We start from the raw sequence: 21,313 nt of genomic DNA on the forward strand, positions 1-21,313 counted from the left end.
CTGCCGTCCGCGCGGCGCACCGGGCCACGTGCGCCGACCGCCACCGGCCGGCGCTACCCCTATGATCTGCCTGCGATGACTCTCACCGACCTGCTGCCGCCCACCGCCGACCCGGACCTCCTCTACGAAACGTTCGCCGAGTGGGCGCAAGGCCGGGGCCTGGAGCTGTACCCCGCGCAGCAGGAGGCGTTGATCGAGATCGTCTCCGGCTCGAACGTCATCCTCAGCACGCCCACCGGCTCGGGCAAGAGCCTGGTCGCCCTCGGCGCGCACTTCGCCGCGCTGGCCGCGGGCAGGCGCACCTACTACACCGCGCCGATCAAGGCCCTGGTGTCGGAGAAGTTCTTCGCCCTCATCGACACGTTCGGCGCGGAGAACGTCGGCATGATGACCGGCGACGCCAGCGTCAACGAGTCCGCGCCGATCATCTGCTGCACCGCCGAGATCCTCGCCAACATCGCCCTGCGCGACGGCGCGGACGCCGACGTCGGCCAGGTCGTCATGGACGAGTTCCACTTCTACTCCGAGCCCGATCGCGGCTGGGCGTGGCAGGTGCCGCTGATCGAGCTGCCGAAGGCGCAGTTCGTGCTGATGTCGGCGACGCTGGGCGACGTCACGTTCTTCGAGAAGGACCTGACCCGCCGCACCGGCCGCCCGACCGCGACGGTCCGCTCGGCCCAGCGCCCGGTGCCGCTGAACTTCCAGTACGTGACGACGCCGCTGCACGAGACGATCGAGGAGCTGCTGCACGGCCGGGAAGCGCCGATCTACGTGGTCCACTTCACCCAGGCGTCCGCCCTGGAGCGCGCGCAGTCGCTGATGAGCGTCAACGTCGCCACCCGCGCCGAGAAGGACGCCATCGCCGCCATGATCGGGCGGTTCCGGTTCACCTCCGGGTTCGGCAAGACGCTGTCCCGGCTCGTCCGCCACGGTATCGGCGTGCACCACGCGGGGATGCTGCCCAAGTACCGCCGCCTGGTCGAGCAGCTCGCGCAGGCGGGTCTGCTGAAGGTCATCTGCGGCACGGACACGCTCGGCGTCGGCATCAACGTCCCCATCCGCACGGTGGTGTTCACCGCGCTCTCCAAGTACGACGGCACGCGCACCCGGCACCTCAAGGCCCGTGAGTTCCACCAGATCGCGGGCCGCGCCGGCCGCGCGGGCTACGACACGATGGGCACCGTCGTCGTGCAGGCCCCCGACCACGTGGTGGAGAACGAGAAGGCGCTCGCGAAGGCGGGCGACGACCCGAAGAAGCGGCGGAAGGTCGTGCGCAAGAAGGCGCCCGAGGGTTTCGTCTCGTGGAGCGACCAGACCTTCGAGCGCCTCAAGAACGCCGACCCCGAGCCGCTGACGTCCAGCTTCGCGGTGAGCCACGCCATGCTGCTCAACGTGATCGGCCGCCCCGGCGACACCTTCGCCGCCATGCGCCACCTGCTGGAGGACAACCACGAGGACCGGCCCGCGCAGCGCAGGCACATCCTGCGCGCCATCTCGATGTACCGGGCGCTGCTGGCGGCGGGCGTGGTGGAGCGCGACGGGCCGCACGTGCGGCTGACCGTCGACCTCCAGGTCAACTTCGCGCTCAACCAGCCGCTGTCGCCGTTCGCGCTGGCCGCGTTCGACCTGCTGGACCGCGAGTCGCCGAGCTACGCGCTGGACGTGCTGTCGATCGTGGAGTCCACGCTGGACGACCCGCGCCAGGTGCTGTCCGCGCAGGAGCACAAGGCGCGCGGCGAGGCGATCGGCGCGATGAAGGCCGACGGCATCGAGTACGACCAGCGGATGGAACTGCTGGAGGAGGTCACGCACCCCAAGCCGCTGGCCGGGTTGCTGGAGGCCGCGTTCGCCACCTACCGGCGCGGGCACCCGTGGGTCGCCGACCACCACCTGTCGCCGAAGTCCGTGGTGCGGGACATGTTCGAGCGGGCGATGACGTTCGGCGAGTACGTGTCCTACTACCAGCTCGCCCGCTCCGAGGGCCTGGTGCTGCGCTACCTCGCCGACGCGTACAAGGCGCTGCGGCAGACCGTGCCGGGCGACGCGAAGACCGAGGACCTCAACGACCTGGTGGAGTGGCTCGGCGAGCTGGTGCGCCAGGTGGACTCCAGCCTGCTCGACGAGTGGGAGAAGCTGCGCAATCCGGGCGCCGAGGACGCCGGGGCCGTGCTGGACGAGGCGCCGCCCGCGGTCACCCGCAACCCGCGCGCGTTCCGGGTGCTGGTGCGCAACGCCCTGTTCCGCCGGGTCGAGCTGGCGGCGCGCCGGAACTACCACGAGCTGGGGCAGCTGGACGGCGACGCGGGCTGGGGCGCGGAGGACTGGGCGGACGCGCTGGAGCCGTACTTCGAGGAGCACGACGAGATCGGCCTCGGCCCGAACGCGCGCGGCCCGGCCCTGCTGGTGATCACCGAGGAGCCCGGCCGCTGGGTCGTCCGGCAGGTCTTCGACGACCCAGCCGCGGACCACGACTGGGGCTTCACCGCCGAGGTCGACCTCGCCGCGTCCGACGAGCTGGGCACGGCCGCGGTGCGGATCACCGAAGTCGGCAGGCTGTAGCGCTTCGGTCCATCCGGTGGTACTCCGGCGTCGGCCGGGGTACCAGCATGTCAAGGTCGGGAGGGAGCGGAGGCGATTGACCCTGTCGCAGGACGAGTTCGGCGTGCTCGGGCCGCTGGTGGTCCGCCGGGAGGGTCGGATCGTCCCGATCACCGCCGCCAAGCACCGGATCGTCCTCGCGACGCTGCTGCTGGGCGCGAACCGCTCGGTGCCCGCCGCCGACCTGATCCGCCGGGTGTGGGGCGAGCAGCCGCCGGACCGCGCCGCCCAGACGCTGCCCGTGTACGTGATGCGGCTGCGCCGCGCCCTCGGCGACCCGCAGCTGATCCACACCACCCCCACCGGCTACCGGATCGAGCTGCGGCACGACGCGCTGGACCTGCACCGGTTCACCGACCTGGCGGAGCAGGGCGCGGCGCTGGTCGCGGCGGAGGACCACGTGGCCGCGTGCGCGGCCTACGAGCGGGCGCTGGCCGAGTGGCGCGGCGCGCCCCTGGCGGACGTGCCCTCGGAGTCGCTGCACGAGGCGGAGGCGCCGAACCTGGCCGAGCAGCGGCTGCGGGTGACCTCCGAGCTGATCGACGTGAAGCTGCGGCTGGGCCGGTGCGACGAGGTGATCGCCGACCTGCGCCGGCTGACCGCGCAGCACCCGCTGCGGGAGCGGTTCTGGTCGCAGCTGATGGTCGCGCTGTACCGGGTGGACCGGCAGGCGGACGCGCTGGACGCCTACCGGCAGGCCAGCACGGCGCTGGCCCGCGAGCTCGGCGTCGACCCGAGCGACGGGCTGCGCTCGGTGCACCACGCGATCCTCACCGGCGACCCGGCGCTGCACCAGCCGGCCGCGAACGCCTGGGCGCCGGTGTCGCAGCTGCCCGCGCCGGTGGGCAACTTCGTGGGCCGCGCCGCCGAGCTGGCGCGCGTGACGGCGCTGCTGACCCGCGCGGGCGCGACCGTGGTGGTGTGCGGACCGCCGGGCGTGGGCAAGACCGCGTTCGCCACGGCCGTGGGCCACGCGGCGCGCGACCGCTACCCGGACGGGCAGCTGTACGTGAACCTGCGCGGGCACTCCACGTCCGCGCCGCTGCCCACGTCGGCGGTGCTGGCGCGGTTCCTGCGGGCGATGGGCGTGCGGGCCGACCACATCCCGGTGGACGAGGACGACCTGGTCCGGGGCTACCGGGCGCGGCTGCGCGGGCGGCGGGTGCTGATCACGCTGGACAACGCCGCGTCGGTGGAGCAGGTGCTGCCGCTGCTGCCCGGCGAGCCGGGGTGCTCGGTCGTCATCACCAGCCGCAACGAGCTGCGGAAACCGCTGCGGGCCGCGCTGGTCCGGCTGGACGTGCTGCGCGGCGACGAGGCGTGGAAGCTGCTCGCGCGGTCGCTCGGCCCGGAGGCGGCGCTGGCGCAGTTCGACGCGATCGCCGAGCTGGCCAGGCTGTGCGGCTACCTGCCGCTGGCCCTGCGGATCGCGCTGGGCAACCTGGTCGGCTCGCCGCACGCCGATATCGAGTCCTATGTGGACGAACTGCGCGGCGGCGACCGGTTGGCGGCCCTGGCGGTGGACAACGACGACACGGCGGCCGTGCGGCGGGCGTTCGACCTGTCCTACGCGGCGCTGGGTCGCGGCGCGGCGCGGCTGTTCCGGCTGGCCGGGCTGGTGCCGGGGCCGGACTTCAGCGCGGCGGGCGCGGCGGCGCTGCTGGGCGCGCCGATCGGCGAGGCGCGGCGGCTGCTGGAGGAGCTGGCCACGGCGCACCTCGTGCAGCGGGTGGGCGCGGAGCGGTTCGCGCTGCACGACCTGCTGCACGACTACGCCGTGGACCGCGCCACCGCCGAGGACGAGGACGTGGAGGGCGCGCGGCGGCGGCTGTTCGAGTGGTACCTGCGGACCGCGGTCGAGGTCGGCGACGTGCTGTACCCGGAGCTGCGCCCGCCCTCGGGCGCGCCGACGATGCCGGCGGACGAGGCGCGGGCGTGGCTGACCGCCGAGCGGGCCGGCGTGCTGGCCGCGACCGAGCACTGCGCGGCGCACGGGCCGCTGCCGCTGGCGTGGCAGCTGATCGAGGCGGTGAGCGGGTACTTCGGGTCGCACGGCCACCACGTGGAGTTCCTGCGGGCGGTGGGCGCGGCGCTGGGCGCGGCGCGGGCCGCCCGCGACCGGGACGCCGAGGTGGCGATGGTGGTGTGGCTGGCGACCGAGCACCGCAACCTGGGCGACCTGCGGATGGCGCAGGCGTACCTGCGGACGACCGCGCCGTCGGGTCGGACGCGGTGGCTGCACACCGGGCTCGACGGGGTGGTGAACCTGGAGCTCGGCGACCTGCCCGCCGCGGCGGCGGCGTTCTCGCGGATGGCGGAGCTGGGCGAGGCCGCGCCGGCGCACCCGCACGTCCGGATCTCGGCGCTGGCCGGGTGGGGCGCGCTGCACCTGATGCGCGGCGAGTTCGGGCCGGCCCGCGACCGGCTGGCGGAGGGGCTGGCGCTGGCCAGGGCGGCGGACGGCGTCAACCTGGAGGCGACGTGCGCGGCGCTGCTCGGCCGGTGCCACACCGCGCAGGGCGAGTACGGGCAGGCGGTGGCGCTGCTGCGGCAGGCGTTGGCGCACTGGTACCGCAGCGGCGCGCGGCACCCCCGCGCCGAGGGCATGGCGCACCTGGCCACGGCGCTGTCGCTGGGCGGGGAGCACGTCGAGGCGCTGCGCACCGCCCAGCGGTCGCTCGCGCTCGCGCAGGAGGTGGGCGGCAGCCCGCGCATCGAGTGCGAGGTGCACCACGCGCTGGGCGTGGCGCTGCGCAACCTGGGCGAGCCGGAGCGGGCGGTGGCCGCCCACCTGCGCGGGCTGGAGCTGGCCACCGCCTGCGAGTACCGGTACGGGATGGCCAGGTCCCACCTCCACCTCGGGCAGGCCCTGCGCCGCGACGGCAGGCGGTCGGACGCCGTGCGGCACGCCCGGCTGGCCCTGGACCTGGCCGGGCGCAGCGGGTTCCACGGTTTCGTCGAGATGGCGGTCGGCCTGCTGACCGAGCTGGACGCGCCGGCCGCGACCCCGCGCCCCGACCACGCGGGGTGACCGGGAGGACGCGCCGCGCTCATTGCCCTCCGCCACCCCCAGGGGCGAGGATGACCGTCCGATGGACTCATCGCCGACGCCGTCGAACCGCATTGGAAATCCATGACGTCAGGACTCCCCTGCCCGCTCTGCGAGGGGCCGGACCGCCGCGGCGCGCTGGAGCGCGGGCTCCGGGTGCTCGCGGTGGACGACGAGGCCCCCGCCCTGGACGACCTGGTCTACCTGCTGGAGTCCGATCCCCGCGTGGCGCACGTCGAAGCGGTGACGGACGCGACGAAGGCCCTGCGCACGCTGCACCGCGCGATGGACGCCGGGCAGGCGGTCGACGCGGTGTTCCTGGACATCCGGATGCCCGGCCTGGACGGGCTGGACCTGGCGCGGGTGCTGTCGCGGTTCGCCCAGCCGCCGCCGATCGTGTTCGTCACGGCCCACCAGGAGCCCGCCGTCGAGGCGTTCGAGCTGAAGGCGCTGGACTACCTGCTCAAGCCGGTGCGGCCGGAGCGGCTGGCCGAGTCGGTGCACCGGATCGTGCACGAGGTCGTGGAGTCGAGGGCGGCCGAACCCGCGCCGGCCAAGCCCGTGGAGAAGGTGCCCGACGCGGGCGACGAGGTCATCCCGGTGGAGCTGGGCGGCATCACGCGGTTCATCCGGCTGGCCGACATCCGGTACGTCGAGGCGCACGGCGACTACGCCCGGCTGCACACCGCGACCGGCAGCGGGCTGGTGCGGGCCGCGTTGAACGGCCTGGAGGAGCGGTGGCGGTCGGCCGGGTTCGTCCGCATCCACCGCAGCCACCTGGTGTCGCTCGGGCACATCGACGAGCTGCGCCTGGAGGACGGGCACCTGAGCGTGAACATCGGCGGCGCGGTGCTGCCGGTGAGCCGACGGCACGCGCGGCACCTGCGGCAGCTCCTCGTGCGGCGCAACCGGCAGTCGCCGTGAGCGCGCCGGACCGGCCGCCCGCCCGGCAGCGGGTGGTGGTGACCAGTCCCCGGACCCGCGCGCCGCGCGTGCGCCGCCCGTACCCGGCGTCCCGCGAGATCGACGAGCAGAGCGAGCTGGGCGCCGTCTACATGCGGTCGCTGATCCGGGCCCAGCGGCGGCTCGGCCTGCTGCTGTGCGGGGTCGTCTGCGGGAGCGTCGCGGCGCTGCCGCTGCTGTTCCGCCTCGCGCCGTCGGTCGCGGCGCAGCGGCTGCTCGGGCTGCCGCTGCCGTGGCTGCTGCTGGGCGGGCTGGTGTTCCCCGTGTTCGTGCTGGCGGGCTGGTTCTACGTGCGGCAGGCCGAGCGCGGCGAGCGCGAGTTCGCCGAGCTGGTGGAGCGTTCGTGAACAGCGCCTACGGCGTCGTCGCGGTCGTGGTGGTCGCGGTCGGCACGGTCCTGGTCGGGGCGTACGGGTTGCGGATCTCCCGGACGACGTCGGACTTCTTCGTCGCCTCGCGCACGGTGTCGCCGTGGTGGAACGCCTCCGCCATCGGCGGCGAGTACCTGTCGGCGGCCTCGTTCGTCGGCATCGCGGGGCTGGTCTTCGCCCACGGGCCGGACATGCTGTGGTTCCCGGTCGGGTACACGGCGGGCTACCTGGTGCTGCTGGCGCTGGTGGCGGCGCCGTTGCGGCGCAGCGGGGCGTACACGCTGCCGGACTTCGCCGAGGCGCGGTTCGCGTCGCCCGTGGTGCGGGCGGTGGCCGGCGTGCTCGCGCTGGGCATCGGGTGGCTGTACCTGTTGCCGCAGTTGCAGGGCGCGGGGCTGACGCTGCACACCGTCACGGGCGCGCCGGACTGGCTGGGCGCGGTGGTGGTCGCGGTGGTCGTGACGGCCAACGTCATCTCCGGCGGGATGCGCAGCGTCACGTTCGTGCAGGCGTTCCAGTACTGGCTCAAGCTCACCGCGATCACCGTCCCCGTGGTGTTCCTGGTGATGGCCTGGCACGCGCACGGCGCGCGCGACCTGAACGGGCCGGAGCTGCCGGTGTTCCCGCGCGAGACCACCGTCGGGTTCGACGGCGACACGACCATCCACGTCGACCGGCCGGTGGTGTTCACCGGGGCCGGGGCGGTGGACGGCGCGCGGGTCGACGGGCCGGTCGGGCTCGCGGTCGGCGAGCACACCGTGGCGGCCGGCTCGCGGCTGGTGTTCCCCGAGGGCGCGGCGGTGCCGCGCATGACGTCGATCCCGTTCCACACCAACGAGACCTGGGCGCTGCCGCTGCGCGGCGGCGAGCGCTTCCCCTTGTACGCCGTGTACTCGCTGATCATCGCGACGTTCCTGGGCACGATGGGGCTGCCGCACGTGATCGTCCGCTTCTACACCAACCCGAACGGCCGGGCGGCCCGGCGCACGACGCTGATCGTGCTGGCGATGCTGGGCACCTTCTACCTGATGCCGCCGATCTACGGCGCGCTCGGCCGGCTCTACACGCCGGAGCTGCTGATGACCGGCGACACCGACGCGGTGGTGCTGGTGCTGCCGAGCAGGCTGGTGGACGGGGTGGGCGGGCAGCTGCTCGGCGCGCTCGTCGCCGGTGGCGCGTTCGCGGCGTTCCTGTCCACGTCGTCCGGTCTGGCGGTGTCGCTGGCCGGGGTGCTGAGCCGGGACGTGCTGCGGTTGCGCGGTGTGCGCGGCTTCCGGGTGTCCACGGTGCTCGCGGTGGTGGTGCCGCTGGGCATGACGTGGCTGGTGGGCAAGGTGCCGGTGGCGGACATGGTGGGCCTGGCGTTCGCCGTGGCCGCGTCGTCGCTGTGCCCGCTGCTGGTGCTGGGCATCTGGAGCACGCGGATCACCACGGTCGGCGCGGTGGCCGGGATGCTGGCGGGCGGCGTGCCCGCGCTGGTGGCCGGCCTGGTCACCATCGGCCTCGGCGGCGGCAACGTGTTCCTGACCAGGCCGGCGGCGTGGACCGTGCCGCTGGGTTTCGTCGTGATGTACGTGGTGTCGCTGCTGACGCCGCGCAGGGTGCCGCCGGGGGTGAACCACGTCATGGTGCGGTTGCACGCGCCGGAGAACCTGGGTCTGCGCAGCCAGGACCGCCGGTGACGGCGGTGTGGACGGCGGGCGCGATCCTGGTGGCGGGCCTGGCCGTGGTGATCACGCTGTGGCGCACGTCCCGCCACCGCAACGACTTCCTGACCCAGGAGCAGCGGATCACGTTCGAGACGCTGCACACGGCGTGGTCCGCCGCGCCGCCGCTGCGGGCCGGGCTGGTGCCGGAGGCGGCGAAGAAGTCGGCCAAGCACCTGCGGACGCTGCTCGGCACGCCCGCGCTGGCGCTGACCGACGAGAGCGAGGTCGTGGCGTGGGAGGGCAGCGGCGACCACCACGCGGCCGACGCCATGACGCTGGCCCGCGACGTGTTCGCCACCGGCCGCACGCGGGCGTTCGACATCGCGTGCGACGAGCCCGACTGCACCGTGCACACGGCGGTGCTCGCGCCGCTGGCGGTGGAGGGCCGGGTGGTCGGCGTGCTCGCCGCGTACAGCCGGGAGCCGTCCGCCGGGCTGGTGCGGGCCACCAACGAGGTCGCGCGGTGGGCGTCGGGACAGCTGGAGCTGGCCGAGCTGGACCGGTCGCGGACGCGGCTGGTGGAGGCCGAGGTCCGTGCGCTGCGGGCGCAGATCTCGCCGCACTTCATCTACAACTCGCTGTCCGCCATCGCGTCCTACGTGCGGACCAACCCCGAGCGGGCGCGGACGCTGCTGCTGGACTTCGCCGACTTCACCCGGTACTCGTTCCGGCGGGCGGGCGACTTCACCACGCTGGCGGAGGAGCTGCGGTCGATCGACCAGTACCTGGCGCTGGAGCGGGCCAGGTTCGGCGAGCGGCTCCAGGTGACGCTCCAGATCGCGCCCGAGGTGCTGCCGGTGACCGTGCCGTTCCTCTGCCTCCAGCCGCTGGTCGAGAACGCCGTCCGGCACGGCATGGAGGGCAAGGTCGGTCCCGGCCGCATCTCCATCCTGGCCGCCGACGCCGGCCAGGAGGCGCACATCACCATCGAGGACGACGGGATCGGCATGGACCCGGAGGCGCTGCGCCGCACCCTGGCGGGGCAGGTCGGCGCGACCGCGGGCATCGGGCTGGGCAACATCGACGAACGCCTGCGGCGCTGCTACGGCGACGACTACGGCCTGGTCGTCGAGACGGCGGAGGGGCTGGGCACGAAGGTCAGCGTCCGGGTGCCGAAGTACCGGGCCGGCGTGCACGCCTGAGCGGACCGCGCCCCGCGCAAGGCGCGGTGGTGTGGTCCGCGTCATTCGCGAGCGCGTTTCGAGCGGTACGGCGGGTGACCCCGTCGGGAACCCGACGACCGGTGGGGTGAAAGCCCTCCCCGTCGGGTGGCTCGACTGTCGTCCCGCGTCGCGGCGGGACCACAATCGAACCGGACCCGGCGGCCCGGTGGCACCACCCGAGGGGTGGCAGGCGATCGCCCCGCCGTTCCGGGCGACATCCGATCGCCGCACCGGTGTCGAATTCCCGCGCGTTTTCCGGAAGGAGAAGAGATGTCGATCGCGACCCGACTGCCGGCCGTCGCGGGCGTCGCCGCGCTGTGCCTTTCCCTCATGAGCGGCACCGCGACCGCGGAGAGCACGCCGGCCCCGCCGCAGGAGCCCGCGTGGCCCGCCGCGGCGTCGGCGTACCAGGGCGAGTGGAAGGAGTTCGGCCGGTACGAGAAGGCGATCCACTGCATCGCGGTCGGCGCGGGCTACAAAGCCGCCGGCCGGTGGAAGGAATACCGGTGCGTGCCCAAGGGCCGGAAGATGTGGGTGCTCTACTACCGCTGACCGACCACCACAGGGCGCACCGGGCGAACACCGCACAACCGGAAGGAATCGTCAGCCATGTCCGTCATCCGACGTGTCATCCCCGTTCTCGCCGCCGGTACGTTCGGCCTGGTCCTGGTCGCGGCACCCGCCGGCGCGACCGAGGCCGCCACCCCACCGCAGGACGCCCAGGGCGTGGAGCGGATCTCGGCGGAATACCCGCACAAGGACGGCCTGTTCGGCAACAAGAAGCGGTGCGTGGCAGCCGGTGAAGCCGGCATCCTGGCCAAGAAGTGGATCGCCTACAAGTGCAAGCCGGAGGGCCAGAACTACCGCCTTTGGTACCGCACCAAGGACGACATCTAATCCCGACCCCAGCCGACTCCCGCACTCCGAGCCGGGACTTCCTCACTCCGTAGGATCACACGGCTCGGCCGCCGTCGGGCTTGTCGCGCCTCATTTCCCGCCGCCTGCGAAGCAGCGGCCATCCGGCACGGCCGCCGTCGGGCTGTCGCGCCTCATTTCCCGCCGATCACGCTCTTCGATCGGCGGGAAATCAGGCGCGACAGCCCGACCACAGGGCGGCCGAGCCCGCCGCGACGAAGTCGCGGCAATCCAACACAGCTCAGACACCCCCCGCACGGCGCTCCGCCGCGTCCAGCAGCAGGCGCAGCCACTCGGCTTCCGGCGAGTCGTTCTCCGCCGCGACCCGGCGCAGCCGCAGCCACAGGCCGATGTCGGTCCACTCCTGGAACCGGCGGTGCGCGGTCGGCACCGTCACGCCGAACGTCGCGGGCAGGTGCCGCCACGCGCAGCCGCTCGACAGGACGAACACGATGGCCGTGAAGAGGGCCCGGTCCGACACCCGGCCGCGGCCGCCGCCCTGGCGGCGGACCTTCGCCGGCGGGATCAGCGGCTCGACCATCGCCCACAGCGACGGCGGCACGAGTCGGGCCGCCAGCTGTTCGACCACGTCGGCGTGCGGTGGCTTGCGGGGCGGTTCCGGCGCTCTGCGCACCCACGGTTCCTGGCGCTGGGCGTCGCCGCGCTGACGGGCGCGCAGCAGGGTCGCCAGCGCCGCCTCGTCGCGCCGGGGCGCGACGGCCGGGTGCGCGTGCTGCTGGGCCTGGCGGGCGATCTCGGCGCCCACCGTGCGGCCGAACGGCTGCGCGGTTCGTGCGTAGTCGGTCATCAGGTCCTCCGCCACAGGACTGCCGTGATGCCCATCACGCTAGGAAGCCGGCCGCCCGCCGGTAACCGCGTTCCGGTCGAACGGGGTGAGTCAGCGTCACACGGCCACCCGGGTACCGCCCAGCGGCGCTCCAGGCGCGACGAACGGGCGAGCGGTCGGTTTCGGGAAGCCCGCTCGCGCCCCTCGAAGACGGATACCCTCGACCCGTGACACCGCGCCTGCTTGCCACCAGCGACCTGCACGTGACCTACCGGCAGAACCGCGACTTCGTGTCGGCGATCGAGCCCGGCTCCCCCGACGACTGGCTGATCGTGGCCGGTGACGTGGCGGAGAAGTTCGACGACGTGGAATGGGCCCTGGACGCCCTGCGCAAGCGTTTTCGCCGGGTGGTGTGGTCACCCGGCAACCACGAGCTGTGGACGGTGAAGGACGACCCGGTCCAGAGCCGCGGCGAGGTGCGCTACAAGCAGCTCGTCGAGCTGTGCCGGAGCCTCGGCGTCCTCACCCCCGAGGACGAGTTCGCGGTGTTCGAGGGAGCGGGCGGGCCGGTCGCGGTGGCGCCGCTGTTCACGCTCTACGACTACACCTTCCGACCCGCCGGCACGACGGACAAGGCGTCCGCGCTGGCCGCGGCGCAGGAGGCGGGCGTGGTGTGCACGGACGAGTACTTCCTGCACCCGGACCCGTACCCGAGCCGGGAGGCGTGGTCCGCGGCGCGGGTCGCGGAGTCCGAGCGGCGGCTGGACGCGGTCGACACCGCGCTGCGGACGGTGCTGATCAACCACTGGCCACTGGTGCGCGACCCCACGTTCGTGCTGCGGTACCCCGAATTCGCGCTGTGGTGCGGCACGGAGCGCACCGCGGACTGGCACCTGCGCTACCGCGCGGCCGTCGCGGTGTACGGCCACCTGCACATCCCCCGCACCATCCGCAAGGACGGCGTGCGGTTCGACGAGGTGTCGCTGGGCTACCCGCGCGAGTGGCAGCCACGCGGCTGGACGCGGGCGCCCCTGCTGGACGTGCTGCGGGAAGGGGACGCCCGGTGATCGCCGACATCCTGCCCGAGGCGGTCTCGGCGGTCGACACGTTCGAGGACCACGACGTCGAGCTGTTCCCGGAGGAGGCCGAGCTCGTCGCCAACGCCGTCGACAAGCGGCGCAAGGAGTTCACCACGGGGCGGCACTGCGCCAGGGCCGCGCTCGGGCGGCTCGGCATCCCGCCCGTGCCGCTGCTCGCCGGCCCGCGCCGCGAGCCGACGTGGCCGGACGGCGTCGTGGGCAGCATCACGCACTGCAAGGGCTACCGCGCGGCGGCGGTCGGGCGCACCGACCGGGTGTGGACGATCGGCATCGACGCCGAGCCGAACGAGCCGACGCCGCCGGGCGTGCTGGAGGCCATCGCGCTGCCCTCGGAGCTGGAGATGGTCTCGGCGCTGCGCGAGGCGGGCGACAAGGTCGCGTGGGACCGGTTGCTGTTCAGCGCGAAGGAGACCGTCTACAAGGCGTGGTTCCCGCTGGCGCGGACGTGGCTGGGGTTCGAGGATGCGGAGTTGACGGTCAACCCGGACGACGGCACGTTCCGCGCGCGGGTGCTCATCGAGGCGCCGGTCGTGGACGGGGTGCCCCTGGACGGGTTCACCGGTCGCTGGCTGGCGAGGGAGGGGTTTGTGGTGACCGCTATCGCGGTACCTGCCTTGACGACCTAGGAGGCAGTGATGGGCGACGAGGTGGCACGGCAGGAGTTCACCCGGGAGGACCGGACGCGGTACCGCACGAAGGTCCGCAGCTGCCTGGACGTGTTCGCCCGGATGCTGAGCGAGTCCAGGTTCGAGTTCGACCGGCCCATGACCGGGCTGGAGATCGAGATGAACCTCGTGGACGACGCGGGCGACCCGGCGATGCGCAACGCGGCGGCGCTGGACGCGATCGCGGACCCGGACTTCGTGACCGAGCTGGGGCAGTGGAACCTGGAGATCAACGTCGCGCCGCGCGAGCTGACGGCGGGCGGCATCAGCGGGTTCGAGTCGGTGGTGCGCGACTCCCTGAACGAGGCCGACCGCAAGGCGCGCGCCGTGGACGCGCACATGGTGATGGTGGGCATCCTGCCGACGTTGCAGGCCAAGCACATGGCGCGGGACGCGCTGTCGGGCAACCCCCGCTACGGGCTGCTCAACGAGCAGGTCCTCGCCGCGCGCGGCGAGGACCTGCACATCTCCATCAGCGGTGTGGACAAGCTCCAGATGACGGCCGACTCGATCGTGCCGGAGGGTGCTTGCACCTCGACGCAGTTCCACCTCCAGGTGCCGCCCGACTCGTTCGCGGCGTACTGGAACGCGGCGCAGGCGATCGCCGGCGTGCAGGTGGCGGTGGGCGCGAACTCGCCGTTCCTGATGGGCAAGGAGCTGTGGCGGGAGACGCGGATCGCGTTGTTCCAGCAGGCCACCGACACCCGCAGCGACGAGCTGAAGGAGCAGGGCGTCCGACCGCGCGTGTGGTTCGGCGAGCGGTGGATCACGTCGATCTTCGACCTGTTCGAGGAGAACGTGCGGTACTTCCCGGCGCTGCTGCCGATCTGCGACGAGGAGGACCCCGTCCAGGTGCTGGAGCGCGGCGACACGCCCTCGCTGGCGGAGCTGCGCCTGCACAACGGGACCATCTACCGGTGGAACCGGCCGGTGTACGACGTGGTGCGGGACCAGCCGCACCTGCGCGTGGAGAACCGGGTGCTGCCCGCCGGGCCGACCGTGGTGGACACGCTGGCGAACGGGGCGTTCTACTACGGCCTGGTGCGGATGCTGGCGGAGGAGGAACGCCCGCTGTGGTCGCAGATGTCGTTCAGCGCGGCCGAGGAGAACTTCACCGCGGGCGCCCGGCACGGCCTCGACGCGCAGGTGTACTGGCCGGGGCTGGGCACGGTGCCGGTGGCCGAGCTGGTGCTGCGGCGGCTGCTGCCGCTGGCGCACGAGGGCCTGGTGAAGCTCCAGGTGGCGCAGGAGGAGCGGGACCGGCTGCTCGGCGTGATCGAGCAGCGCTGCCTGACCGGGGTGAACGGCGCGACGTGGCAGGCGGGCTCCTTCCACCGGCACTACGACCACACGTCGCTGGACCGGCCCGAGGCGCTGCGCCGGATGCTGCGCGGCTACCGGGACCTGATGCACACCAACGAACCCGTGCACACCTGGCCCGTGCAGTAGGCGCACCGGTCGCCCTGCGCCGGGCGCGGTCGGTGGTGGCTCCTGCGGCGCGGTCGGTGGTGGCTCGGGCGGCACGCGTCGCCGGGCTCTCGTGCGGTGCTCGCGGTCCGGTCGACGCGACGGGTGTGCCGCGTCGACCGGACCGCGCCCGCCTCAGTCCGCCGGCGCGAACAGCTTCCGGGTCTTCTCCGCCATCCACTCACCGGCGGTCACGTCACCGGCCGGCGCGTCGTGGTCGGGCTGGTGGAAGAACGGGATCGAGAGCCGGGACGAGGTGTTCCCCGGCTCGGCGTTGACCACCCGGTGCATGGTCGACACCCACCGGCCACCGCTCCACAGGGCCATCAGGTCGCCGATGTTCACCACCAGCCCGCCGGGCACGGCCCGGACGTCCCGCCAGTCGTCCTCGCCCCGGAGCACCTGGAGGCCCCCGTTGTCGTGCTCCTGGTACAGCACGGTCAGCGCGCCGAAGTCGGTGTGCGCGCCGCGCCGGAGCTGGCCCGGCAGCGGGTCGTGCACGCGCGGGTAGTAGTAGTTGGCGACCAGCGAGGAGACGTGCCGGCCGAACCGGTCGGCGAAGTGCTCCTCGGGCAGGCCGAGCGCGCGGGCGGACAGGCGCACGAGGTCGTCGGCGAGCGCCGTCACGGCCGCCAGGTACTCCCGCCAGGTGGCGGTGAAGCCGGGCGGGTTCGCGGGCCAGGCGTTGGCGAGCCGCCAGGTCGACGGGTAGTCGCCGAGGCGCGCCCGCTCGGCGTCGGGCAGGTCGCCCGTGACGTGCACGCCGAACGCCTCGCACATGTCGGGTGGCGTGCTCCGGTCGAGGCTCCGCGCGGTGGTGCCGCCGGACCGGCGGTACCCGGACACGCCTGGACGGCTCGCGACCAGGTCCTTCTCCGCGTCGGGCAGCCGGAAGAAGGCGTTGGTCACGGTGCGCATCCGCTCCACCAGGTCCGACGGCACGCCGTGGCCGACGACGACGTAAAAGCCGGACGTCTCGCAGGCCCGGCCGATGGCGTCGGCCAGGGCCACGCGCCCCGCCTCGCCGCCTCGGGACGAGAGGTCGATGACCGGCACGTAGCCGTCCACCAGGGTGACGGTTTCCTTGCTCACGGCAGTTCTTCCTTCCGGTGTTCGGGAACGGCGCGCTACCGCGCGGCGGGCACGGTGCCCCGCCCGCGGGAGGCGATCAGGGGCGCGGTGACGAGCACCGCGGCGAGGAGGATCGCGGTGGCGGCGGTCAGCGCGGTGGTGTAGCCGTGCACCTGCGCCTCGACGGGCGCGGCGTCCGGGTGCGCCGCCAGGTGGGTCCCGGCCGCGCCGGCCGCCACGGTGTTGAGGAGCGCGGTGCCGAGCGCGGCCCCGAGCTGCTGCACCGCGTGGTAGGTCGCCGAGGCCGCGCCGGTGTCCTCCGGTCGGACGGCCGACGTGGCGAGGGCGGCGGTCGGCGGCAGGACGCAGCCGAGGCCGAGCCCGGTGAGCACCAGGGCGGGCAGGAGGTGGGACCACAGGACGTCGACGCCCTGCGGCGGCAGGCGGGTCAGCACGGCCGTCCCGGCGGCTGCCGCGAGCAGGCCGGGCAGGACGAGCGCCGCGGGCGGCACGCGCCCGTGCAGCCGGCCGGCGACCGTCGAGCCGACCACGGCGGCCAGCGCGTTGACGATGAGCACCAGGCCCGCCTGGACCGGCGTGCACCCGAGCACGTCCTGCGCGTAGTAGCTCATGAACAGGTAGAAGCCGAACATCGCGACGAACACCAGGGTGATCGCGAGGAGCGCACCGCAGCGGGCCCGGTGCCGGAGCACGCGCACCGGCAGCAGCGGGTCCGCCGCCCGGACCTCGACGGCGGCGAACGCCGCGAGCAGCAGCGCGCCGCCGGCCAGCGGTCCGAGCACGACCGGTGATCCCCAGCCGCGCGGGCCCGCCTCGGCGCAGGCGAGGACGACCGCGCCGAACCCGGCGGCGCTGAGCACCGCGCCCGCGACGTCGAGCCGCCCGCGACGGCCGCTCGGGCGGTCGGCGGGCACGAGCGCCGTGCCGAGCAGGGCGAGCAGCGCGACGGAGACGTTGACGTAGAGGCACCAGCGCCAGCCCGCGTGCTCCGCGAGCAGCCCGCCCGCGACGAGCCCGACGGCCGAGCCCGCCGCGCCGACACCGGCGAACACGCCCAGCGCGCGCCCGCGTTCCCGCGTGCCGGTGAACGTGGTGGTCAGCAACGCCAACCCCGCCGGCGCGAGCAGGGCCGCGAAGACGCCCTGCCCGGCCCGCGCGGCGAACAGCGCCACCGGGTCGGCGGCGAGCCCGCCCAGGGCGGACGCGACGGCGAATCCCGCCAGGCCGACGGCGAACGCCCGCCGGTGGCCGAGCGCGCCGCTCACCCGGCCGCCGATCAGCAGCAGCCCGCCGAAGGCCAGCGCGTAGGCGGTGATCGCCCAGTGCCTGCTCGCGTCGGTCAGGCCCAGTTCCCGCTGCGCCGACGGCAGCGCGATGTTCACGATCGTGCCGTCCAGGACCACCAGGAGCTGGGCGGCGCAGACCACCGGCAGCACCCACCACCGCCGCCGTCCCCCGGTCTCGTGCTCGGTCACACCCATTACCGCCTAACGTCGTTAGAAGTATCGAACGTTGTTAGTTGTGGCGAACACGCTACTACACTGACCGCGCCGGCTGGTCGGCCGGCATCGGCGGACGGGTGCGGTGGACAGCGTGGGAAACGGGTGTGACCAGGGAAAAGACGATCAGGTGCACAGCGTCTGGCTGCGTCCGCGACGCGTGCCCAAGGGCGAGCCGCCGCTGACGCTCGCCCGGATCGTCGAGGCGGCCGTCGCCCTGCTCGACGAGGAGGGCATCGACCGGCTCACCATGCGGCGGCTCGCCGACCGGCTCGCGGTGGCCGCGCCGTCGCTGTACTGGCACGTCGACACCAAGGACGACGTGATCGACCTCGCGGTGGACGCGATCTTCGGCGAGGTGCCGGTGGCGGGCGGTGGCGGCGGTGGCGGTGGCGGTGGCGGTGAGGACGGTCGCGGGGACGACTGGCGCGGCGAGGACTGGCGGGCAGGCGTGACGGCCGTCGTGACCGCTTGGCGGACCGCGCTGCTGCGCCACCCGTGGGCCGCCGCCGTGCCGGCGCGGCGACGACCCACCATCGGGCCGAACTTCCTCGCGCGGATGGAGGTCCTCCAGGCCACGCTGGTCCGCGGCGGGCTGTCCGGCACCCGGCTCGCCGCCGCGGCGTGGGCGCTCTACAACCACGTCTTCGGCTCGGCGGGCGCGCAGACGGCGCTGCGCATCACCGACGAGGAACGCCGCGTGGGCCAGGCGAAGCTCACGGCGGACCGCGACCGGTACCCGACGCTGGCCGACAACGGGTACCTCTACGACGACGACTGGGACGGCAGCTTCGCCACCGGCCTGGAGTTCCTGCTCGACGGGATCGCGGGGCGGGCCGGCCGGGGGTCGTGAGCGTCGCGGCCCCTCGGGTCGGCGCGCGGCTCACCGGGTCGGCGCGCGGTCCCGCGCGCCGACCGCCCTCCTCAGTAGTTGTCGCCGCCGAAGAACTGCTCCTCCAACTGGTCCGCCGTCCCCGCGAGCAGCGCCAGCGGGTCGGTGAACTCGTGGATGTCCAGGTCCACCAGCGGCAGCGAGTGGCGCAGCACCACGTGGTCGCCCATGATCGCCGCGCCGCACGCGATCGTCGAGTGGCCGACTTCCTCCAGCAGCGCGCGCAGGTCCACGTTCGCCGCGAGGCCGATCGGCGACGCGATCTGCACCCACTCGTGCAGCTTGTCCAGCACCTCCCGCACCAGGATGATCACCTGCGTGCGGTCGTCGTCCTCGCTGAACTGCTCGAAGTTGAACAGGATGCGGATCTCGTCCTCCTGCTCGGAGATCACGTCGTAGGTGGCGCGGATGTACGCGGCGAGGTCACCCCAAGAAGCCATGCGCTCACCCTAGAGGCGCGACGACGCCCCGCGGCGGCCACCGCGACGGGGCCGCGCACCACCCGCTCGCCGTCCCCGCCGCCGGCGGGCGTGGGCCAGAATCGTCAGCAGGCGGTGCTGGACGCGACGCCGGCGCTGGTGGACGCGGGACAGCGGGCCACCCACCAGCGCGCTCCCGGCGTGCCGAGCGGCAGCACCCAGCACCACCGAACAACGCTCCACCCATCGGGAGGTCGCCGTGAGCCGTTCCATTCCCGATCTGCTGCGCGCACGCGTGCGCGCGACACCCGACGCGGAAGCGCTGCGCCACCGGGTCGACGGCCGGTGGGAGTCGCTGACCTGGGCGGAGGTGGCGGCGGCCGTCCGCGCCCATGCGCTGGGCTTCCGGCAGCTCGGGGTGAAGGAGGAGGCGCGGGTCGCGATCGTGGCGCGGACCAGCGCGGAGTGGATCATCGCCGACCTGGCCGTGCTCGCGGCGGGCGGCGTGACGACCACCGTCTACCCCAACAGCACGCCCGAGGAGGCCGCGCACGTCATCCGCGACTCGGGCAGCACCCTCGTGGTCGCCGACCCCGACCTGGCGGGCAAGGTGGGCGACGTCCGCGTGGTCACCACGGACGCCCTGCCGACGTCGGAGCTGGGCGACTACGACGCGATGGTGGACGACCTGTCCCCCGACCGGCTGGCGACGCTGATCTACACGTCCGGGACCACCGGCGTGCCCAAGGGCGTGGAGCTGACGCACGAGAACTGGCTGCACACCGCACGGGGCGTCGCCGAGCTGGACGTGCTGCGACCGGACGACCTGCACTTCCTGTGGCTGCCGATGTCGCACGCCTTCGGCAAGGTGCTCCAGCTCGCCATGATCGCGACCGGGGTGCCCACGGCGGTGGACGGCGACGCGGACCGGATCGCGGACAACCTCCGGGAGCTGCGGCCGACGATCGTGGCGGGCGCGCCGCGCGTGTTCGAGAAGATCCGCGGCCGGGTCCTCGCGACGGTGCGCGCCGAGGGCGGCGTGCGGGAGAAGCTGTTCCACTGGGCGCTGGAGGTGGCGCGGCACCCGGAGTGGGCGGTGCGCCGGAAGATCGCCGACCGACTGGTGTTCGCCAAGCTCCGGGCCCGCGTCGGCGGGCGCATCCGGTACTTCGTCTCGGGCTCCGCGCCGCTGTCGCCCGAGGTCGGCCGGTTCTTCGCGGACGCGGGCCTCACCATCCTGGAGGGCTACGGGTTGACCGAGTCGTGCGCGGCGTCCTTCCTCAACCGGCCGGGCGAGCAGGAGTTCGGCACGGTCGGGCGACCGCTGCCCGGCACCGAGGTCCGCATCGCCGAGGACGGCGAAGTGCTCATCGGCGGGCCCGGCGTCATGCGCGGCTACCACCACCTGCCCGAGGAGACCGCCGCGGCGCTCGTCGACGGGTGGCTGCGCACGGGCGACATCGGCGAGGTCGACGCCGCCGGCAGGCTCCGCATCACCGACCGGAAGAAGGAGCTGATCAAGACGTCGTCGGGCAAGTACGTCGCGCCGCAGGCGGTGGAGAGCAAGGTCAAGGCCGCCAGCCCGTACATCGGGCACGTCCTGGTGCACGGCGACCAGCGCAACTACTGCGTCGCGCTGGTCACCCTCGACCCGGACACCACGCCCGAGGGCCTGGACGTCGACGCGGAGGTGCGCGACGCCGTCGAGGCGGCCAACGCCCGGCTCGCGCGGCACGAGACGATCAAGAAGTTCGCCGTGCTGGACGAGGACTTCACGGTCGAGGACGGCACCCTGACCGCGAGCCTGAAGATGCGGCGGAAGGAGATCGAGAGCCGCTACCGGGAGGTGTTGGACAGCCTGTACGCGGGTTGAGCGACCGCGATCGCCCACCACCCGATCACCAGCACGGCGACCACCTCGACCAGCACCAGCAGCCGTTCCACGTAGCCGAGCGGCAACACCCGCCACCACGGGGTGCCGACCAGGACGTCCACCAGGATCGCGTACAGGATCGGCGTGAAGCTCAGCGCCGACAGCACACCCAGCCGGAACGTCCGGCGGGCGTGCGCTCCCCAGGCGGCGTCGCGCAACCAGGGGCGGGCGAGCAGCACGGCCGCGAGCGGCAGGCTGAGGAACGCGACGAGGCTCGCCACGCGGTGGATGCCGCCGCTCACGCTCGGCCCCACCGACCAGTCGTGCTTGGGGAACACCACGACCAGGGCCAGCCCGAGCGACCACGCGGCCAACGCCACCGAGCCCGGCGACACCCAGCGCGTGATGCCCCTGCGCACCAGCACGCCGAGGATCGCCAACGACCCGGCGGCGAGCAGCACCACGGCCGTGTCGAACACCCAGCGGTGCGGGCCCAGCGCGTACTCGGAGATGGTGCGCCGCAAGCCGACCGCGGTGGTCGCGAGCCGATGCAGGTCCAACGAGCCGACCAGGACGACGGTCAGCACGACGGCGGCGGCCCCACCGAAGGCGACGGGACGGGCACGGGAACGGGTCGGAGCAACTCCATCGGTCAGCACACCGGTCGAAACGGACCAACCCCGAACCGTGTTCCGCTGTTCAGCGAACCGACAGCTCCCCCGCTCGCTCCGGCTCGCCGATCGCGTTCCAC

17 protein-coding genes and 1 pseudogene are annotated in these 21,313 nt (G+C 73.6%); 13 read left to right on the top strand and 5 right to left on the bottom strand.

Translation table 11 applies throughout. The features are described 5' to 3' along the window. Positions 1-75 precede the first annotated feature (75 nt). The 8 genes from C8E97_RS25580 to C8E97_RS25615 all read left to right on the top strand — a co-directional run bounded on the left by C8E97_RS25580 (position 76) and on the right by C8E97_RS25615 (position 10,750). Positions 76-2,559, top strand: a complete 2,484-nt coding sequence (locus tag C8E97_RS25580) for a DEAD/DEAH box helicase (RefSeq protein WP_121008001.1) — start codon at positions 76-78, stop codon at positions 2,557-2,559. A gap of 76 nt (positions 2,560-2,635) precedes the next feature. Next, entirely contained in the window at positions 2,636-5,629 is a 2,994-nt protein-coding gene (locus C8E97_RS25585; protein WP_121008002.1) for an AfsR/SARP family transcriptional regulator, read from the top strand. Positions 5,630-5,731: 102 nt separating this feature from the next. Next, positions 5,732-6,571, top strand: a complete 840-nt coding sequence (locus C8E97_RS25590; protein WP_211347135.1) for a LytR/AlgR family response regulator transcription factor — start codon at positions 5,732-5,734, stop codon at positions 6,569-6,571. Next, the gene (locus tag C8E97_RS25595) at positions 6,568-6,957 is read left to right on the top strand and encodes a DUF485 domain-containing protein (protein ID WP_121008003.1); all 390 of its coding nucleotides are present in this window, start codon (positions 6,568-6,570) and stop codon (positions 6,955-6,957) included. The genes C8E97_RS25590 and C8E97_RS25595 overlap by 4 nt, the downstream gene beginning before the upstream one ends. Continuing rightward, positions 6,954-8,663, top strand: coding sequence for a sodium/solute symporter (locus C8E97_RS25600; RefSeq protein WP_121008004.1), 1,710 nt, complete (start codon positions 6,954-6,956; stop codon positions 8,661-8,663). Before C8E97_RS25595 ends, C8E97_RS25600 begins: the two co-directional genes overlap by 4 nt. Continuing rightward, positions 8,660-9,832 (top strand): histidine kinase, encoded by a 1,173-nt coding sequence (locus C8E97_RS25605; RefSeq protein ID WP_121008005.1) that lies wholly within the window; start codon positions 8,660-8,662, stop codon positions 9,830-9,832. Before C8E97_RS25600 ends, C8E97_RS25605 begins: the two co-directional genes overlap by 4 nt. 291 nt (positions 9,833-10,123) lie before the next feature. After that, positions 10,124-10,405, top strand: coding sequence for a hypothetical protein (locus C8E97_RS25610; protein ID WP_121008006.1), 282 nt, complete (start codon positions 10,124-10,126; stop codon positions 10,403-10,405). Positions 10,406-10,462: 57 nt separating this feature from the next. Then, the gene (locus C8E97_RS25615; protein ID WP_121008007.1) at positions 10,463-10,750 is read left to right on the top strand and encodes a hypothetical protein; all 288 of its coding nucleotides are present in this window, start codon (positions 10,463-10,465) and stop codon (positions 10,748-10,750) included. 271 nt (positions 10,751-11,021) lie between these two features. On the opposite strand, the pseudogene C8E97_RS36880 reads toward C8E97_RS25615, so the two are convergent. Continuing rightward, positions 11,022-11,357: pseudogene (locus tag C8E97_RS36880) on the bottom strand (transposase); the annotation flags it as partial. A 425-nt stretch (positions 11,358-11,782) separates the two neighbouring features. Here C8E97_RS36880 and C8E97_RS25625 point away from each other — a divergent pair. The 3 genes from C8E97_RS25625 to C8E97_RS25635 are packed head-to-tail and all read left to right on the top strand — an operon-like array spanning position 11,783 to position 14,769. Continuing rightward, complete coding sequence (locus C8E97_RS25625) at positions 11,783-12,622, top strand: metallophosphoesterase family protein (RefSeq protein ID WP_121008009.1); 840 nt, start codon at positions 11,783-11,785, stop codon at positions 12,620-12,622. After that, positions 12,619-13,281 (top strand): 4'-phosphopantetheinyl transferase family protein, encoded by a 663-nt coding sequence (locus C8E97_RS25630; protein ID WP_121008010.1) that lies wholly within the window; start codon positions 12,619-12,621, stop codon positions 13,279-13,281. Before C8E97_RS25625 ends, C8E97_RS25630 begins: the two co-directional genes overlap by 4 nt. A 9-nt stretch (positions 13,282-13,290) precedes the next feature. Then, positions 13,291-14,769, top strand: coding sequence for a glutamate-cysteine ligase family protein (locus tag C8E97_RS25635; protein ID WP_121008011.1), 1,479 nt, complete (start codon positions 13,291-13,293; stop codon positions 14,767-14,769). A gap of 153 nt (positions 14,770-14,922) precedes the next feature. Here the strand turns inward: C8E97_RS25635 and C8E97_RS25640 are convergent, their stop codons facing one another. After that, complete coding sequence (locus tag C8E97_RS25640) at positions 14,923-15,879, bottom strand: isopenicillin N synthase family dioxygenase (RefSeq protein WP_246019158.1); 957 nt, start codon at positions 15,877-15,879, stop codon at positions 14,923-14,925. Between the two features lie 35 nt (positions 15,880-15,914). Continuing rightward, complete coding sequence (locus C8E97_RS25645; RefSeq protein ID WP_246019159.1) at positions 15,915-17,354, bottom strand: MFS transporter; 1,440 nt, start codon at positions 17,352-17,354, stop codon at positions 15,915-15,917. Between the two features lie 154 nt (positions 17,355-17,508). Here C8E97_RS25645 and C8E97_RS25650 point away from each other — a divergent pair, with 154 nt between their 5' ends. Next, a complete protein-coding gene (locus C8E97_RS25650; protein ID WP_246019160.1) occupies positions 17,509-18,231 on the top strand; it encodes a TetR/AcrR family transcriptional regulator in 723 nt (240 codons plus the stop codon). 71 nt (positions 18,232-18,302) lie between these two features. Here the strand turns inward: C8E97_RS25650 and C8E97_RS25655 are convergent, their stop codons facing one another. Then, positions 18,303-18,710 carry a type III secretion system chaperone family protein gene (locus tag C8E97_RS25655; RefSeq protein ID WP_121008014.1) on the bottom strand — a complete coding sequence of 136 codons (408 nt, stop codon included), beginning with the start codon at positions 18,708-18,710 and terminating at the stop codon, positions 18,303-18,305. A 238-nt stretch (positions 18,711-18,948) separates the two neighbouring features. On the opposite strand from C8E97_RS25655, the gene C8E97_RS25660 reads away from it, so the two are divergent. Continuing rightward, a complete protein-coding gene (locus C8E97_RS25660; RefSeq protein ID WP_121008015.1) occupies positions 18,949-20,562 on the top strand; it encodes an AMP-dependent synthetase/ligase in 1,614 nt (537 codons plus the stop codon). On the opposite strand, the gene C8E97_RS25665 is transcribed toward C8E97_RS25660, so the two are convergent. Continuing rightward, positions 20,526-21,149, bottom strand: a complete 624-nt coding sequence (locus C8E97_RS25665; RefSeq protein WP_246019162.1) for a DUF998 domain-containing protein — start codon at positions 21,147-21,149, stop codon at positions 20,526-20,528. The two genes, C8E97_RS25660 and C8E97_RS25665, sit on opposite strands and share 37 nt — an antisense overlap. Positions 21,150-21,313 lie beyond the last annotated feature (164 nt).

This window comes from Saccharothrix australiensis, assembly GCF_003634935.1.
Lineage (GTDB): Bacteria > Actinomycetota > Actinomycetes > Mycobacteriales > Pseudonocardiaceae > Actinosynnema > Actinosynnema australiense.